The 17,009-nt window shown below is 51.2% G+C and carries 10 protein-coding genes; 9 read left to right on the top strand and 1 reads right to left on the bottom strand.

The genetic code is table 11. The features are described 5' to 3' along the window. The 4 genes from ASF12_RS00765 (at position 1) to ASF12_RS00750 (ending at position 10,113) form a co-directional block, all read left to right on the top strand. Positions 1-5,703, top strand: a complete 5,703-nt coding sequence (locus tag ASF12_RS00765; protein ID WP_056028432.1) for a type I polyketide synthase — start codon at positions 1-3, stop codon at positions 5,701-5,703. Positions 5,704-6,215: 512 nt separating this feature from the next. Continuing rightward, the gene (locus ASF12_RS00760; RefSeq protein WP_056028428.1) at positions 6,216-7,565 is read left to right on the top strand and encodes an ATP-binding protein; all 1,350 of its coding nucleotides are present in this window, start codon (positions 6,216-6,218) and stop codon (positions 7,563-7,565) included. 58 nt (positions 7,566-7,623) lie between these two features. After that, a complete protein-coding gene (locus ASF12_RS00755; RefSeq protein ID WP_056028425.1) occupies positions 7,624-8,877 on the top strand; it encodes a tetratricopeptide repeat protein in 1,254 nt (417 codons plus the stop codon). 21 nt (positions 8,878-8,898) lie between these two features. Then, a complete protein-coding gene (locus ASF12_RS00750) occupies positions 8,899-10,113 on the top strand; it encodes a hypothetical protein (RefSeq protein ID WP_056028422.1) in 1,215 nt (404 codons plus the stop codon). A 307-nt stretch (positions 10,114-10,420) separates the two neighbouring features. On the opposite strand, the gene ASF12_RS00745 is transcribed toward ASF12_RS00750, so the two are convergent. Continuing rightward, complete coding sequence (locus ASF12_RS00745) at positions 10,421-10,843, bottom strand: VOC family protein (RefSeq protein ID WP_056028419.1); 423 nt, start codon at positions 10,841-10,843, stop codon at positions 10,421-10,423. Positions 10,844-11,239: 396 nt separating this feature from the next. On the opposite strand from ASF12_RS00745, the gene ASF12_RS00740 reads away from it, so the two are divergent. The 5 genes from ASF12_RS00740 to gucD all read left to right on the top strand — a co-directional run bounded on the left by ASF12_RS00740 (position 11,240) and on the right by gucD (position 16,984). Then, entirely contained in the window at positions 11,240-12,907 is a 1,668-nt protein-coding gene (locus ASF12_RS00740; protein ID WP_056028416.1) for a DUF6138 family protein, read from the top strand. A 42-nt stretch (positions 12,908-12,949) separates the two neighbouring features. Then, positions 12,950-13,729 (top strand): SMI1/KNR4 family protein, encoded by a 780-nt coding sequence (locus tag ASF12_RS00735; RefSeq protein ID WP_155972693.1) that lies wholly within the window; start codon positions 12,950-12,952, stop codon positions 13,727-13,729. 19 nt (positions 13,730-13,748) lie between these two features. Next, positions 13,749-14,726 carry a hypothetical protein gene (locus ASF12_RS00730; protein ID WP_056028413.1) on the top strand — a complete coding sequence of 326 codons (978 nt, stop codon included), beginning with the start codon at positions 13,749-13,751 and terminating at the stop codon, positions 14,724-14,726. 16 nt (positions 14,727-14,742) lie between these two features. After that, entirely contained in the window at positions 14,743-15,342 is a 600-nt protein-coding gene (locus tag ASF12_RS00725; protein WP_056028410.1) for a DUF6630 family protein, read from the top strand. Between the two features lie 190 nt (positions 15,343-15,532). After that, positions 15,533-16,984, top strand: a complete 1,452-nt coding sequence (gene gucD, locus ASF12_RS00720; RefSeq protein WP_056028407.1) for an alpha-ketoglutaric semialdehyde dehydrogenase GucD — start codon at positions 15,533-15,535, stop codon at positions 16,982-16,984. The last annotated feature ends 25 nt before the right edge of the window (positions 16,985-17,009 follow it).

Raw genomic sequence — 17,009 nt, 5'->3', positions numbered from 1 at the left:
ATGTCTAAGCAAAAGCATCAGCAGTTCGCGAAGGAGCAGACTCACACTAATGAGGAGGCCATTGCGATTATCGGCATGGGATGTCGTTTTCCCGGCGGGGTGAACAATCCGGAACAATTCTGGGAGCTGCTCAAAAATGGTACAGACGCGATCGTGGAGGTTCCGCCAGAGCGATGGAAGAACACGGATTTCTATCATCCCGATCGTGACAAACCGGGTAAAATGGTAACTAGGCACGGCGGTTTTATTGACGGCATCGACCGGTTTGACCCAGAGTTCTTCGGCATATCGCCGCATGAAGCGCATCATATGGACCCACAGCAGCGGCATTTGCTTGAGGTTACATGGGAAGCGCTGGAGGACGGCGGGCAGCGCCCCGCCCTTCTTCGCGGCCGGGAGGTAGGTGTGTTCGTAGGGGCATTCGCGCTCGATTATCACGCGCTGCAATTCGGCGATCCATTCCAGCGGGACGCCGGGCCGTATACCGCCGCAAGCAGTATGACCACGATGATTTCAAACCGGATTTCATATATTTATGATTTTTGCGGCCCGTCCATGACCATTGATACAGCCTGCTCGTCTTCACTTGTTTCGCTGCATTTGGCTTGCGAAAGCCTGCGTAAGGGCGAGAGTGAGCTTGCGGTTGCTGGTGGCGTTGTGCTGATTTTCACCCCGCAATACACGCTGGTAGAAAGCAGAGGCGGATTTCTGTCGCCGGAAGGCCGGTGCAAAACTTTTGACAACTCTGCGGACGGCTATGTCCGGGGCGAAGGCGTTGGTATGCTCGTGCTGAAACGATTGGAGGATGCTCTAGCAGATGGCGATCCGATTCAGGCGGTTATTATGGCAAGCAGTGTCAACCAGGATGGACATACGGCTAGCATTACCGTTCCCAGCTCCGAGGCGCAGGAGCGGCTGATTCGAAAAACGCTGGGCAAGGCGGGCATTTCTGCAGCGGACGTGCAATATGTTGAAGCGCACGGAACAGGCACGCCGGTCGGAGATCCAATCGAGGCGCGGGCCATTGCCGCAGCCTATGGAGAAGGGCGGACGGAATCGGAAAAGCTGTTCATTGGCTCCTGTAAAACGAATATAGGCCATACCGAAGCAGCGGCCGGTGTAGCTGGTCTAATAAAAACGGTGCTTTGCCTCCAGCATAAGCAAATTCCGCCGAACCTGCATTTTCATAATCCGAACCCGGCCATTCGATTTGATGAATGGGGCATCCGCGTGCCCGTCAAGCTTGAGCCGTGGCCTTCGCATGACGGTGAAGCCATTGCGGCAGTCAATTCATTCGGTTATGGCGGCACAAATGCGCATGTGATCGTCCGGGAGCCATCTGTGAGCGAAAAGGATATTTTGCCGCAAGAAGAGGCGTCCTTGATAGCCGTTCAAGCTGGCTATCGCCGTGATGGCGAGCGGCAGGCAGCGGCAGATGTTGACACAAGGGCAGCAGCAGGTCCATCAGCCGTTGTGGAGCAAAAAGGATTTGCTGCACAGCGCTCGTATTTGCTGCCGTTCTCGGCAAGGCGAGCGGAAGGACTGCAGTTGCTCAGCAAAAGCTACTTGCATCGGCTTAGCAGTCCCGGCTTAGCGCTGGAAGACCTGTGCTGGAGCGCTGGCGAGCGCCGCGAGCATCACGCTCACCGTCAAGCGAGTATTGCGAAAGACAGTGATGTGCTGGCAGAGCTTTTGGCTGCAGCTGGCGAAGGAAAAGCGGCACAGGGCGTCATCACCGGCATGAATAGGCCAAGCGACAAGCCGCGGCTTGCTTGGGTTTTCTCAGGTATGGGCCCGCAGTGGTACGGCATGGGAAGGCAGCTGCTGAAGCTTGAACCTGTGTTCCGAGAGACGATGGAGCAGTGTGACCGCTTGTTTGAAGAAATTGCCGGCTGGTCGATGCTGGCTGAGCTCGAGAAGGATGAAGCGGACAGTCTGATGGACGAAACCGAAATTTCAATGCCGATCAGCTGTGCTCTCCAGATCGCATTGGCAGAGCTTTGGCGCTCATGGGGAATCGTGCCGGAGTCCATCGTAGGCCATAGTGCAGGCGAGGTTGCTGCATTTTATGCGGCGGGCGTTTATCCCTTAAAGCATGCGCTTCAGATCGTTTACCACCGCAGCCGACTTCTTCAGCGCTTAAGTGGAAGAGGCGGCATGGCGGCTGTCGGCGCCAGCGAGGAGGAAGCGAAGAAGCTAGTGGAGGACTTTGAAGAAACGGTGAGCATTGCTGCGATTAACAGCCCTTCATCGGTCACGCTTGCAGGAACAATTCAGTCATTGGACAATGTTTTGGCCTTGGCGGCAGAGCAGAAATTATTCAACCGAAAATTGAAGGTGCGAGCCCCTTTTCACAGCCATTTCATGAAGGAGATTGAGGAGGAGCTGCTGGACAGCCTGCAGGGGATTCCGTCACAGTCAGCGTCCGTCCCGCTTTTTTCGAGCGTCACTGCTGAGCTTGTTGACGGCGCGTCTGTAGATGCTCATTATTGGTGGCGCAATGTTCGTGAACCGGTGCGCTTCGCACCGGCCATTGAACAAATGCTGCAGAGTGGCTATACGGTTTTTGTGGAAATCGGAGCGCATCCTGTTCTTACTGGAGCGCTGAATGAATGCTTTGGTGCCCGCCGGGCCTTGGCTGTTGCCTCCATCCGCCGCAAGGAGGACGAGCATGAAGCAATGCTGCTGTCGCTTGCTGAGCTTTATGCTTGGGGATTTGAGCCGAACTGGACCGCCCTTTATCCGCAAGCGCAGTGGACGAAGCTTCCGGCCTATCCATGGCGGAAGGAGGCCTACTGGCATGAGCCGGAGGTCATCCGGCTAATTCGTCTAGGATTGCGTGATCATCCGCTGCTTGGCAGGCCATTGCTTGGCGCAGCGGCAGCTTGGGAGGGTGAGGTCTCGCTCATTCGTTTTCCCTATTTGCGTGACCACCGGGTACTGGATCAGACGGTTTTCCCGGCGGCAGCATATATTGAAGCGTCAATGGCGGCGGTTCAGCACACCTTGGGCGGAAGCGGGTATGCGCTTGAGCAGATCGAACTGCACCGCAGTCTTACGCTACCTCAGCTCTCCACGGTCATGCTTACCCAGCACTATCTCGACGTGGAGAACGGCACGTTCCAAATTTATTCGGCGGCAGATACGTCAGGAAGTCCATATACGCTACATGCCTCCGGTCGGGTAAGGCAGCTCCAGCCGGTCGCGCCAGCGGCACAGCAGAATCCGAAGCTTGCGAGTCAAACGATGCGCCGTACCGTAGGGCGCGATCAGGCCTACCAGATTTTAAACCGTATGGGTTTTGATTACGGAGCCATGTTCCAAGGCTTGCAACAAGCTTATATTGGAATGGATGAGGCCTGGGCAGAAATTAAAATGGACCTAGCGGCAGCGGAGACAGAGGGTTACATCTTCCATCCTCAGATAATGGACTCCTGTTTTCAGGCGATGCTGGCTGCTGAATTCCCGCTTGAAGGCGAGGCGCCAAAGGAAACGAGAGATGAGTTTCGTCTGCCCGTGCGAATTGGGGAAATTCGCTTTTATCGAAAGGTAGAAGGGAAACTATGGGCTCACAGCCGATTGACGGAGCGCAACGATAAGATAACAAAGGGAGACCTGCGCGTCTATGACGAAGATGGACGCCTGGTAGCCGAGTTTCTCGGCTTCGTCAAACAGGCGGTGGATGCGGGAGTAGGAAAGATCAGGAGTGCACAATTAAAGCGCTGGTTCTATGAGCCGCAGTGGCAGCCTGCTCCTGAGCTGAGCGACTCGCCGCTGCGCGTGACAAAGAAGGATGTCTGGCTGTTTCTCGCCGATGACAGCGGTGTGGCGGAGGCAGCAAGCACAATACTGCGACAGCAGAATTTTGAGGCGGTTATTGTATGGCCCGCTGTTGAAGGAGAATATCATTTTGTGCCTGCTTTGAATGGGAGTAAAATACACCCTGGCACGAAGCAGCATTACGACAGCATGGTGAAGGATGCACTACAGGCATTTGGAAGCCGTCTTCGCGGCATTGTTCATGCCTGGAATTTGGATATTCCTGAACCGGTGAGCATGCATTTGCATGCTCTTGAAGCGGAAGCTGAGCAGGGCAGCAGGTGCTGGAGCAGTCCATGGATGGAAGGGAATGAGAGCTTTACACCGCATAAAGCGCTATCCCTTTATTCCATGCTTTATGCGGTGCAGAGCATAGCCAGTCATCATGCGAGGGTACGTCTCTGGACGCTGACGCGCGGTGCACAGCTCGTCCATCGCTTGGATGAACTCGCCGTTACAAAGCCGCCAGCAGTCTTCCAGTCCGCAGCATGGGGGCTTGGACGATCGATCGCACAAGAGTTTCGTGATTATTGGGGCGGCATTTGCGATATCGATCCGAATGCGGCCGCTGCAGAAGCGGCGCAGCAGCTTGTTCGGGAGCTGGTCAGTGAAGAAGCGGGACGCGAGGATCAGCTGGCCTTCCGGGATGGTGGGCGCCATGTGCTTCGCCTCAATCAGGCAACTCGCATTCCAGGAACGGCACTTCCGCTGCGCTGCCGTGAGGACGGCGCATATCTCATTACTGGCGCCTTCGGCTCGCTCGGCCAGAATGCTGCGCGCTTGCTTGTCAAGCGGGGGGCTAGAAGGTTGATTTTACTCGGTCGGAGCCCGCTGCCGGAAAGGCATGAATGGAAAGGCTATTTGGCGAACCTTGCCGATGATCCGACAAAGGCTGTGCAAGCGGAGCGAATCGCTTTCGTACTCGAGCTGGAAGCTGCTGGTGTTTATGTGCAGACCCTTTGCATCGACATTACAGATCAGCAGAGCCTAAAAGCTTTTATGGAGAATTATATCAGCAGTGGCCACCCACCAGTTCGAGGCGTCATTCATAGTGCAGGCACCGTCCAAGATATGCTGCTGAGACAAATGCCGGCACATATTTTCGATGAAGCCTATGAACCGAAGGTGAAAGGGGCTTGGAATCTGCATGAAGCAACACGCTCCGAGCCGCTGGAATTTTTCGTGATGTTCTCCTCCATTGCCGCGCTGCTTCCGCCAGCGGGACAGGGGAATTATGCCGCAGGCAATGCATTCATGGATGGATTGGCCCATTATCGTCTTAGTCAAGGGCTGCCAGCTATGAGCATTAACTGGGGGCCATGGCTGTCTGGTATGGTCACCAGACTGAACTTAGCAGCCCATTTTCAGGAAAATGGAATAGACTGCATTCTCGATGGAGAAGGGGAGCGACTGCTGGAGCATTTGCTCGGTCAACCGATTGCTCAGGTGGCTGTGCTTTCCGCAGAATGGAATTCCGTCCGCATGCTGTACCCGGACACGCCGCTGCTTAATCTGCTAGAACAAAAGGCGCGCAGCGAGGGGCAGCAGATTGAGGAAACCATTAACTGGTCAGAGAAATTGGCAGCATTAGAGCCAGCAGGAAGAGCGGCTGCTGTATTGGCACAGCTCACGGCAATTATCGCGGAGCTGCTTCGCTACGATCAGGAATTTCTTGAAACGACACGCAGCCTTCCGGAGCTTGGCCTCGACTCTATGATGGCTATTAAACTCCGTAATCGCATTACTAGCGAATTTGGCTGTGCGCCAATGGTGGGCGATCTTCTCAGCGGCAACACGATTGAAATGCTATCGGATGTGTTAGTCAGCTTATTGGAAGAGGAGAAACAGGCTGTAGAGCAGAATCTGGAAGCGAGTGTACTGTAATAGTGCTAACAAAAAAAGTCGCCGTTTTGACGGCTTTTCTTGTCAAATTGTAGAGAAACCCTACGTCTTGTCTCAAGACGCTTGGGTTTCTCTTTGTTTTGAGGCCTGAATGAAGCTAAAAGAAGGTTTTCCCCGTATTGCGCTCATCTTCGTCATTTAATATAATAATACATCCATATTTTACCGATATTACTTATACCTTCATACGAAAGGTTGATATAAATATTAGATGGATCGAATAATAGGAAAAAACTTGCGCTCTACTTATGGTAAACGTGAACACATTTTCAGGATAGCTATATCAAGGCTTGTTTACCGATTTCATGCTGCTTAAGTTGAGATAGAAAGTATAAAAAATCAGAAATCATGAATGAAACGCTATTGTATCCTTTTGAATGATGATGGAGTTCAGGTGGAAATTAAGGTCCATTTTTGTGCATCTATTGAAATTGGACAGAAAGTATACGACATATATAGAGAGACTATTTTTCAGGAGTGGGGAGCATACACAGATGAACAAAATCGATTGGCTGCGCCAGATGGCGTCCGAAAGACCGGAAGACCCTCAAACCCATTATTGGCTGGGGATGGAATATGCCGCAGGCGGACAGTACGTGGAAGCAATTGGCGCTTATTCCGCAGGGCTTTCATGCTGTACGGGGCAAGAAGAGCTTCGCGCTCAACTGCTGCAGGAGCTTACTCATGCGTCGATGCGCCTACAAGGTGGCGCGGTGGCGCTAGCTGCTGCCGCTAGCGAAGCGAAGAGCGAACAGAATCAGAATTCAGCAAGCGGATGGACGGACAAATCCGATAGTATTGTAGCAAGCGACGATGAAGAAGAGTTCGAGGAAGATGGACAAGATGGTGAAAACGACGAAGATCGTGGTATCGCCGAACAGCCGGGAGCGGACGGCAGGTCTTTTTTAACAAAGGGACATATCGGATTGAAGGTGATTGACGGTGGACAAGTGGACCCGAAGCAGGAAGCGGTCAGCGTGCCCAAAATTACGTTCGAGGATGTCGCAGGCTTGACCGAGCTCAAGAAGTCGATTCATATCCGCATTATTAGTCCGTTTTACAATCAAGGGCTCTTTTCCAAGTTTCGTAAAAAAATCGGCGGAGGCGTACTGCTGTATGGCCCGCCCGGCTGTGGCAAAACATATATCGCGAGAGCGACGGCGGGAGAGTGCCGGGCGTCCTTCATTCCCGTCCATATTACGGATATTTTGGATCCTTACATAGGCGTCAGCGAACGAAACTTAAAAGACATGTTCGATAAGGCCCGTTCTCAAAAGCCCAGCATTATGTTTTTCGATGAAATCGATACGTTAGGATACAATCGTTCTAAATCTTCAAGCAGCTCGATGCGAGGCGTGATCGACACCTTCCTTACGGAGATGGAGGGAATCGATACGAACACAGATCAAGTGCTTATTCTTGGAGCGACGAATTTGCCGTGGGATGTGGACGGCGCGCTGAAGCGGCCGGGCCGGTTCGATCGGATGGTATTTGTGGCACCGCCTGATGTGGAAGCGAGAAAACGTACGTTCGAAATGAAGCTGCATGGCCGTTACGTCAAGCAAATGGATATCGCAAAGCTGGCCGCGTCCACGGAGTTTTATTCGGGCGCCGATATCGACAACGTCGTCGAAAGAGCGACGGAAATCGTGCTGGAGCATATTCTCGAGACGGGCGTCGAGCGGCCGATCGGAATAAAGGATATGGAGCAGGCGCTCGGAGAAATTCGTCCGACGACGCTGGAATGGCTACGCACGGCGAAAAACTACGTCAAATATTCCAATCAGAGCGGTATCTACAACGAGGTGGAGCATTATCTGCGGCAATTCGGGAGATTGATTTAATGGAAGCCGCGTACGGACTAGATATTTTACTAACGGAACAGAAAGGCAAGATAAGCATATGACAAATCAGGAACGTCAAATCGATAAGATAATGGAGCTTGCGAGAAACTATTGGGACATGAACAAGCATGAGGCCGCGTTGGAGCAAGCAGCCGAAGCGCTGCGAATCGATCCTGAGCATTACGACGCCTTGTACACCTGCGGATGGAATTGTTACGAGCTAGCAAGATACGGCGAGGCATTGGAGTTTGGCAGACTGTTAATCAAGCAGCAGCCCGACGATTTGTATGTGCATCGATTGTTTGGCTTTATTTATAGAAAGCTTACAAGATTCGAAGAATCGGTAGAGTCGTTGACGCGCAGCCTGGAGCTGGACCCGAACGATGCGCCATCCAACTATCATTTGGCCGTTACATTCTGCGAACAGGCAGTATATCGTTACGGCAGAAAGCCATACCAGAGAGTTTGGTTTCGTGTCAGTTGGAAAAAAAGATTGAAGGAACGGCTGGACGAGTCATGCAAGCTGCTGCGGACGAGCATTCGTCTCGATCCAGAATACAGTTGGTCGTATGCCTACCTCTCCTATGTGCTTCGGATAGTAGGAAGGATGGAAGAATCGGAGAAGCTCATTGTAACCGCACTTCAGCTTGAACCGCAAAACGCCGAATTTTTGGCGGAGCATGCAGTCGTGCTGCAAAATTTGGGCAGGCTTGAGGAGGCTGTACAGGTGGTAGAGTCGGCTGTGGAGCTCGATCCGTTCAACAAGTTCGTCGTTGGCACGCACGATAGCGTTCGCAAAAACCAAGAACGATATATCCATTATTTACGCAGTCTATTCAGCGAAACCTTTGTGCTCGCCAAACTGAACGACAACGATCCGGCAATACTGTTACGGGGCATCAGGATCGCACAATTAGAGAAGAAAATTAGTCCGAATACGTTGTTGAAGGAATACTTGAAGAAGCATCCCAATGATTTGGAAATGAGCCTGCATTACGGAAATATACTGTATAAGGGTAAGTTTTACCAACAAGCGATTGCGCATTTCAAGCAATGCTCGGAACGGCATCCTGGTCACCCGCAAGTTGAAGCGTGGGTTCAGCAAGTATCGAATCTTACACCTGGCGAGGTGCGTTACCGCTATTGGATTGCCAACCCGCTTCGCTCGGCCAGAAGCTTTACGATTATTGCGATAGGAATGACGTTGTGGATTATGCTTATTAGCATTCCTATCGCTATCGCATTTTCTATCACGTATTTCCAAAACCTGAGTCAGAAACGCGCCGATCGTAAAAATTCTTTATCCGTATAGTGTTCGAAAGGAGGGGGGATCGTGGACGAAACAAGCATGGAATGGCAGAACGAGCTGAGAGCGGTTTTCGACCGTTATATGCAAGGCTACAAGCATTACTGGAGTAAGATTCCGGCGAATAAGGAGCCGGCTATACGGCGAGCGCATCGCATTCCCTCTAGCGAAACCATCGTCGCTGTATTGGATCAATCCTTAATGAACAGTGCAAAAGACAGTCTTGTCGTAACCGATACGGCATTGTATGAAAAAATATTGTGGTTTCGTTATCGTTGTTCCTGGGAGGCTTATGTTCATTTGGATATAAAGGCCCGTAACGAAAAAACCGTCTATTTCTCGAAATACGAAAGCGTCAATACGAGGGAAGGAATGTCGGCATATCTGCTGGAGGAAATGCTGCGGGAAATACAGAAGCTAGCCGTTCAACGCGTGGATAAGATTAAAGCGGTGAAGGTACCGCTTGTCGAGGAAATGATTGTTCTTGAAGGAGACGATAGCGGCGAAATAATCGATCTCGGCGTTAACGGCGGTTCACTGTTGTTGGAACCGTCCAGCCTCGACGCCAGGGTTGACGAGCTGTATTTGCGCGAGCTTTGCTCGCGGCATCAGTGGACCCCTCATTTTTCGGCGGGCGCTTCGCTGTCGCCGAAAAAGCTGGACAAAATACGGAGCCATTATTCAATCGGCCATACCAGTTTGGTCCATGGGATCGTGTATCCTCGCAATTTCAAGTCGGGGCGTTACGGTATGGTTGTCGAATCGCGCGGCGTGCAGTGGAAAAAGGACGATTACCCGCCAGTGAATTGGAGCTGGTCGGCGCTGAGAAATGCGGAGCTTGAAATGACGGACCGCAGCATTACTGCGGGAGGAGCGCCGCTGCTGGAGGGTCCTGTGGAATATGTATCAACCGCAAAGAAATTACTGGACGATATCAGGCTGTATTTGGAGGCTTTGGAGGCGGATGACTGCCCGATCCGTTACGCCTACGACGCATCCTATTCCAACGTTCGAGCAATGCCGATCGTCTCCAATTCGGACGATACACTTTGGATACCGGCAGAGAACGGCATGCCGCTAACGCCGATGCGGACGAACGAGCTGCTTTGGGCGATAGAAACGCGGCAGGTCGACTGGCAGATGCTCATGGTATGGAGAAGAGGTCTCTCCGGTTGGACAAACGCCGAGCACATTGAATCGCTCACAGGTGTCATCGGCAAAATCGAGAGTGCGGAAGGTTAAAATCGACTGAGGCCCTGCGCTCTTCCGCCAGAAACGCCTTATGGAAGGCAGCTCGGCACGAGGCTGAAGTGGCATATGGACACATTTCTTGAAGATGTCGGCGAAAGCTTGAAACCGGCTTTTGATAAATCACGCTAAATTCAGCGTTCCCTTGAAACAGGAATGAGGCTATACGATATTCTGCTCACTGTGCAAGACCACAAACGTTCAAGTAAATGTCAGAAAAATACCCGCCTGCCGCTGCTTGGACGAACTCCAAACAGGGCAGGCGGGTATTTATATGCAAAGCCTTATGAATGAGGCTTGATTAAAGCTCTTCGTCGGATTGGTTGATGAGCCATTGAATGCCAAATTTATCCTTCAGGCTGCCGTAGCCTTTAGACCAGAAGGTTTGCTGTAACTCCATCTCTACAGTGCCGCCTTCTTTGAGCTTGTTGAAGACTGACTGCAGTTCTTCAAGGTCCTTGCTGACGACGGAGAGGCTGATGTTTGTGCCTTCAACGTAAGGAGAGTCTGGAAATACATCAGAAAACATAATTGTGCTGCCCATTATTTTCAGCCGCGTATGCATAACCAAAGGTTTTACTGCTTCCGGCATCTCATACTCCGGATTTGGAGGAGAATCCCCGAATGTCATAATTTCAGGCTTGTCCGTTCCGAAAACCTCTGCATAAAACAATACCGCTTCACGACAGTTGCCATTAAAATTCAAATACGCCTGAACAGCCACTTACGTCACTCCTTCGTAGATTTGAGTTGGGGTTAAGCTTGGTCAATTACGCTCCTATTGTATCATTAAACCGAGCATGTTCAAACTTGGAATCTGTGCAGCTAAGCTGAGGGCTTCTTTACCAGCAATTAGGGGAAAACCGTCCATAAGACTTATTGTTCCCGGCATCTGCCGCAGATAAAATAAGAGGACAAGCTTCGTTTGCAGTTGACGCTGGAAGCATGCCCCTGAAGATAATCATAGCTGTGCTTAAAAGCCGGGTACCCGCAGCGGGTGCCCTTTCATTTTTTTAAAAGCGGGCTGTTCAGGTTTAATGAAATCGGGTATTTAATGGATGGGATACATAACGGTTATTGCTTTAACTTTAAATATGGAAAGTGGAAGGTGAACAGTTGGATGGAAGCAGCACAACGAGCGGCAATAGATGAGATGAAACGAGAGATTCACCAATGGTTCGACCAATTGGAGAAGCAGGATGCAGCGGATACTGTTAAACGTACGAAGCTGCAAGTAGGCGTCTCTGATTACGCGTTAATAGACTGTACGGCGGAGCCTATACAAATTGTAGATCACGATCTGGGATTTGGTTGGCCGGATGAAAAGGATGAGCAGCCTGATCCGCATGCGCTGTTTACGATAGAGCAGATCCAGACGCTCATTAAGCCTCAACTGGCGGAAGCAACCGGGGAACGTTTGGAATTGCTGGCGGCTTCACCTGTTACGGATTACCGCTTTACTTTTTGCGGGAAGTTCCGGGCTGTGGAAAGCGTCTTCGAGCTCACGCTCGTAGAATACGTGAATGAGGCGAAAAAGCAGGAGCTGCTGGGACATATTCAAACTTATGTGGCGCAAAAGCTGGATGCCGGCAAATTTCCGACGAAGCCGCTGGATACGTTTTTTCTGGTGCGGCACCTGCTGAGTGAGCAGCTTTTCCCGCAGCTGGACGGCGAATGGATCATTGCCAAATTCGAGAAAATTTTAGAGCTCAATAAATCCCGTAAAGAAGCGCTCCAAGAACATCGCAGCTATATCATTATGATGCTGAAAGCCTGGGTGGAAAACCAACTGCTGCCTACGTATTTCGCCATAGAGGAGGGCGAGGATGGACAGAAGCAGTATATATTGAAGCCTGAGGCTGCTGACGACTCCGTACAGCCTGGGCTGATCACGCTGCTGCTTTATGCGGCTGTCGCTATTCTGTGCTTCGAGCCAAGCTATAGCAAGTCAAGAGGGCTCAGCTTTATCGATTGTGCTCGGCAACTAGGAAGCGACAAAGCAACACAGCTGCTTGAAGAAGGCAGCGGCGCCTATCCGAAGGAAGATAGCGATTATAGTGATGCGTTTGTACATTGTAAAGCTAATGATGTATTTTCAACGATTACGATCGTCATCAAGCAGGAGGAGCAGCAGAGCTACGGACGAGCGGTGTCGTTCATCCTTCGATTGCTGCAGCAGGGCTTCCCCAAAAGCTATAAGATCAAGCTTAAGTCGAGCGAGAAGCACTATTTGCCGCTGAAAGGGCTGGCCAAATCGGATACGCACCGTTTCTTTGCAAATGCACTCGCCTTTGATGAGCTGCATTCGCAGCTGGAGCAATATGCGCGCGAGGCAATGGAGGAGTTCGAATGGTATGGCGATGCGGAGGATGAGAAAAGCTGCATGCCGGGTAGCTATGCTGTTTTCGGCTTGGGCCTAGCCGATCCACGGTATTTTTCGCTAGTCGAGCAGTATATGAAGCTGGTTGATGTAGAGCATCAATCCGTACAAAATAAATTTACCGCCGAGTTCGCGGCCCGCTATGGTGTTAATGCCGATTCTATTGCAACGCTCGTTGTTTGCATGCTGCATAGCACGGAGGAGCTCAAGCTCAAAATCAAGCCGGCCTTTGAAGAGGAAGTCAATTTGGAGCTGCTGCTGGAGCAAGCGGCGGGGCTGCAAAATTATGAAGTGGAGCATCTCATTTATTTGATCTGGGGCGGGACCGACAAGCTGAAAGCAGCAGCTCGCAAAACGAAGGATACGCGCCAGCCGCTTATGGAGCAGCTGCTGCAAGCCGCCTATTAATACAACGCGAGCAGCGCATGCAGGAGCGGGAGCAAATGAGTAATGAGCAATGAGCTATATGAAGCGTTTTTTATAAAAGGAGGCCTGCCCATGTATATCGTATCGACTAATGGTTCACCTATATCGGCAGCGAAGCTGCATCAGCTGGAACAGGAGCGGCAGTTGACACTGCCTGAAGCGTATGTGCGCTTTTTGACTCTTAACGGGCCCGGCACTTATCGCGGCTGGTTTAATATTGAAGTGCCGGATTCCGGCGTGCTGGAGCCGTTTGCCGAGGAGGAGTTTTGGGAGCATAATGATGCCTCCCCGATTACGCAGCAGCAAATTGCCGAATGCGTGTCGATTGGCACGACCATTGATGGCGATTTTCTCGCGGTGCATTCCGATGTAAAGGGCATTCTCTGGCTGCCGCGGCATTCGGAAATCATTGAGCTGTATGCTGAGGTTGCGAATGAGCATGCCGACTATACGGAGCTTCTGGATCAGATTTATAGCGAAAAGCTTGCTCAGGAAGCGGCGGCTCCGCCTTATTTTGAGCCATGGACACAAACGCGTAAGCATCAATTTTTTCATTTTGCCCCGGATAAGGCCGGATATGAGCTGCCGGAGCTGGCACGTGAGTGCAAGGAAAGCTTCCAGCCGGATTTTCAAATTGAAAATGCCTATACGTGCACTTTGTTTTTGCAGCGTTTGGGCGGATATATTCGGTTTAATTATGCTTACAGGCTGGAGGTTGCCGTTTTCTATGAGGAGGGGCAGGAGCCGCTTTTGCAACAAATAACCGCTTTTTTGGTAGCTCATAATTGCAAATTGTTAACTTAATGGAAAAGGTGGGCGCACAATGGAAACATTAAATCGATCGATCTGGAACGGACTGCCGAGCCAGGAGAAGGAAATTGTCTTGAAAATGCTGCTGGAAAAGCTTCCGGAAGGCTTTGAATATAAAGGATTGGAAACGTTCGAACGTTATGGCAGCCGGATGGAAACGGGTGTCTATGAATATGAGGGCTATAAGTTCGTTTATGTGCCAGGAGATAAAGCGACGCTGGGCTGGGATCGCTGGGAGCAAGGCTTGGATGCTGCAACAGCTGAAGATTTTCAAGCGACGCTAGATGATTTTGGCGTAGAGGATCGGGATGCCTTTATTCGTGATCAAATGTCGCTGGTCCGCGAGGCGCAAATTGGCGCTTTGCTCGTCGAATGCGAGACGCATTCGCTAGGCTGGTACGAGGTAGAGCTTGATGACGAGGATTTGGCGGAGGATGAAGATTTTCAGGAGGAATTGAAAAAATTCAAGCTGAGCACCTATTCAGAATATGAGCGTCACCAAAATTTCCGCTTCGTACGCGATGGAGAGGAAATTATCGCTTATTTGTTTAACGATGAGCTGGACGCGGATAGCGTCGCTGAGCAAATCGAGCAATCCGGCTTTAGCCTGCCTACGGAGGATGAGTGGGAATATCTTTACGGCGGCGGCTGCCGGACGTTGTATCCATGGGGCGACAGCTTTGACTATGGGATGAAGCTCAGGCATTTTGAGGAGCTCGCCGAAGGCGAGAGCAGGCCTTACGATTTGGAGCTGCCGAATGCTTTCGGCATTTGCTTCTCAGGTGATCCTTATCAATATGAAATGACGCTGAAGGATGCGGAGTTTTTTCCAAAGGGCGGAGATGGAGGCAGTCTAGTATGCGGCGGAACAGGCCCAGTTGTAGGTTATTTGCCAGCGGCAGCGGTCTATTATCGAGATCCGAATGCGTTTGAGCTAGACTTCGAGGATATTATCGGAAATTTGCGTTTTAGACGTATAATCCGATTGTAAAGGGAGGGCGAGCAGTGTGGGATGGTTTGGATTCGGTTTTGCGCGGAAAAAAGGATTGAAGCAGCAAAGGCTGGAGCAAGCCTCTCCGGCTGAAAAGGATGATCCGCAGCTTCGCAACACAGCGCTGCTGGAGCTGAGCAGACGGCTGGCCTTTGGGCAGTTGCAGATCGTGGACGAAGTGACTGAGGCTATGCTGCATGAAGAGGACTATTTTGTGCGGTGGTTTGATCGGCTGGATGAGCGTGGAATTAGCTGCCCAATTCCTGAGCTTCCATGGTTTGCGCTCGTCGATTCCTTGCAAGCGGAAGGTCTTGCAAGGGAAATCGACTGGAAAGAGGACAGCTATGAGGTGGCTAGCGTCATTGAAGATTTGCTTGCAAGAAAGCAGCTGCTGCCTGAAGAAGAGTGGAATTGGGAAAATGAAGTGGAAGAAATCATCCCAACCTACGATTTTTTAGTGAAAATGTTCAAGCTGCTTCAAGTGCATTCGATCACGCTCGCCTGCATGGATATTAATAGTGACTGCTACGTGCTGATCACCGTTCCTACCGATGAGATTAGCAAGCTTCAAGCGCTCGCGCTGCGTGCAGGCTATCGGATTCATGAATTTGAATAAGGATAGCAATTGTTCAAGCATAGCCGTAAGCAGCTAATATTAGCTTGTGAAAAATGATAAGAAGCTCCTGCCATTTCGCTGGCGGGAGTTTTTTTTTCGTGAAAGGGGTTGACGATTAAAGAGATTCAATATAATATCTGATATATCAGATATCAAATATAAAATTGCAGAGGTGAGGCGATTGGTAACTATGTCTACGCATACCGCTTTCAATTACATTGGGGGAGAGTGGATATCTTCCTCGTCGGGCGAAGTAGAAGCGAGCTTGAATCCTTCTGCCAAAGGCGAAATTGTCGGCTGGGTGCAAAGCTCCGGAACCGATGATTTGAATGCAGCAGTGCTGGCCGCGAAAGAAGCCCAGCCCATATGGCGCAAGCTGGCCGCTCCGGCAAGAGGCGAATATTTGTTTAAGGCAGCAGCGGCACTTGAGCGAAGGCTCGATGAAGTTGCTGAAACGATGGCACGCGAGATGGGCAAGACGCTGCCAGAGGCAAAGGGCGAGACGGCAAGAGGCGTGGCGATATTGCGGTATTACGCTGGCGAGGGCATGCGCAAGACAGGCGATGTCATTCCGTCAACGGACAGCGAAGCGCTTATGCTGACAACTCGTGTTCCGCTTGGCGTCGTCGGCGTCATTACGCCGTGGAACTTTCCAATAGCTATTCCACTTTGGAAGATGGCTCCCGCCCTAATATATGGCAATACGGTTGTGCTTAAGCCAGCTACGGAAACTGCTGTAACCGCTGTCAAACTGATGGAATGCTTGGCAGAAGCGGGTTTTCCAGCCGGGACGGTCAATCTCGTAACGGGCAAAGGCTCCGTCGTTGGTCAAGCGATGGCTGAGCATCCATTCATCCAAGGAATTACGTTCACCGGCTCGAACCAGACGGGAAAACGGATTGGCATGGCGGCGCTCGCCCGGGGAGCGAAATATCAGCTGGAGATGGGCGGCAAAAATCCGCTAATCGTCGCTGCTGACGCTGATCTCGATCAAGCGGTAGAAGCGGCTGTAAACGGCGGCTTCCGCTCAACCGGTCAGAAATGCACGGCTACGAGCCGGGTTATTATCGCGAATGATATTTTCGAGCCTTTTGTGGCGAAGCTGCTGGCCCGAACGAAGGAGCTTAAAGTCGGCAGCGCGCTGGCGCCCGATACATGGATGGGGCCTTGCGCCAGCGAGCAGCAATATAATAATGTTGCTTCCTATATTCGCCAAGGCGTAGAGGAAGGTGCGTTGCTGCTGCATGGTGGCGGGCAGCCGGAAGGGCTTGATCAGGAAGGCTATTACATTGAGCCAGCGATTTTTGATCAGGTAGATGCGGGTATGGCGATTGCGCGGGAGGAAATTTTTGGCCCAGTGCTGGCGCTTATGCGATTTGATACGATAGAGGAAGCGTTAGCGATTGCAAATGATACGGAATTTGGCTTAAGCGCTTCCATATTTACGCAAAATATCGCTCATATGCTATCCTTTATTCAGGACATGGATGCGGGCCTTATTCGAATCAATTCGGAGAGTGCGGGTGTGGAGCTGCAAGCGCCGTTTGGCGGCATGAAGCAGTCCAGCTCGCATTCGCGGGAACAAGGGCAGGCAGCGATAGAATTTTTCACCTCTATCAAAACCGTATTTATTAAATCCTGAGAAACAGGCGCGAGGCCTGCTGCAA

Origin of the sequence: Paenibacillus sp. Leaf72, from assembly GCF_001422685.1 — a bacterium.
Lineage (GTDB): Bacteria > Bacillota > Bacilli > Paenibacillales > Paenibacillaceae > Pristimantibacillus.
Note: the sequence above shows the minus strand (reverse complement) of the source record. Positions and strands in the feature narration are given on the sequence as shown.

Coding starts and splice junctions, on each gene's coding strand:
- ASF12_RS00765 (WP_056028432.1), top strand. CDS start 1: ATGTCTAAGCAAAAGCATCAGCAGTTCGCGAAGGAGCAGACTCACACT.
- ASF12_RS00740 (WP_056028416.1), top strand. CDS start 11,240: ATGGAAGCAGCACAACGAGCGGCAATAGATGAGATGAAACGAGAGATT.
- ASF12_RS00735 (WP_155972693.1), top strand. CDS start 12,950: ATGAGCAATGAGCTATATGAAGCGTTTTTTATAAAAGGAGGCCTGCCC.
- ASF12_RS00760 (WP_056028428.1), top strand. CDS start 6,216: ATGAACAAAATCGATTGGCTGCGCCAGATGGCGTCCGAAAGACCGGAA.
- gucD (WP_056028407.1), top strand. CDS start 15,533: ATGTCTACGCATACCGCTTTCAATTACATTGGGGGAGAGTGGATATCT.
- ASF12_RS00755 (WP_056028425.1), top strand. CDS start 7,624: ATGACAAATCAGGAACGTCAAATCGATAAGATAATGGAGCTTGCGAGA.
- ASF12_RS00730 (WP_056028413.1), top strand. CDS start 13,749: ATGGAAACATTAAATCGATCGATCTGGAACGGACTGCCGAGCCAGGAG.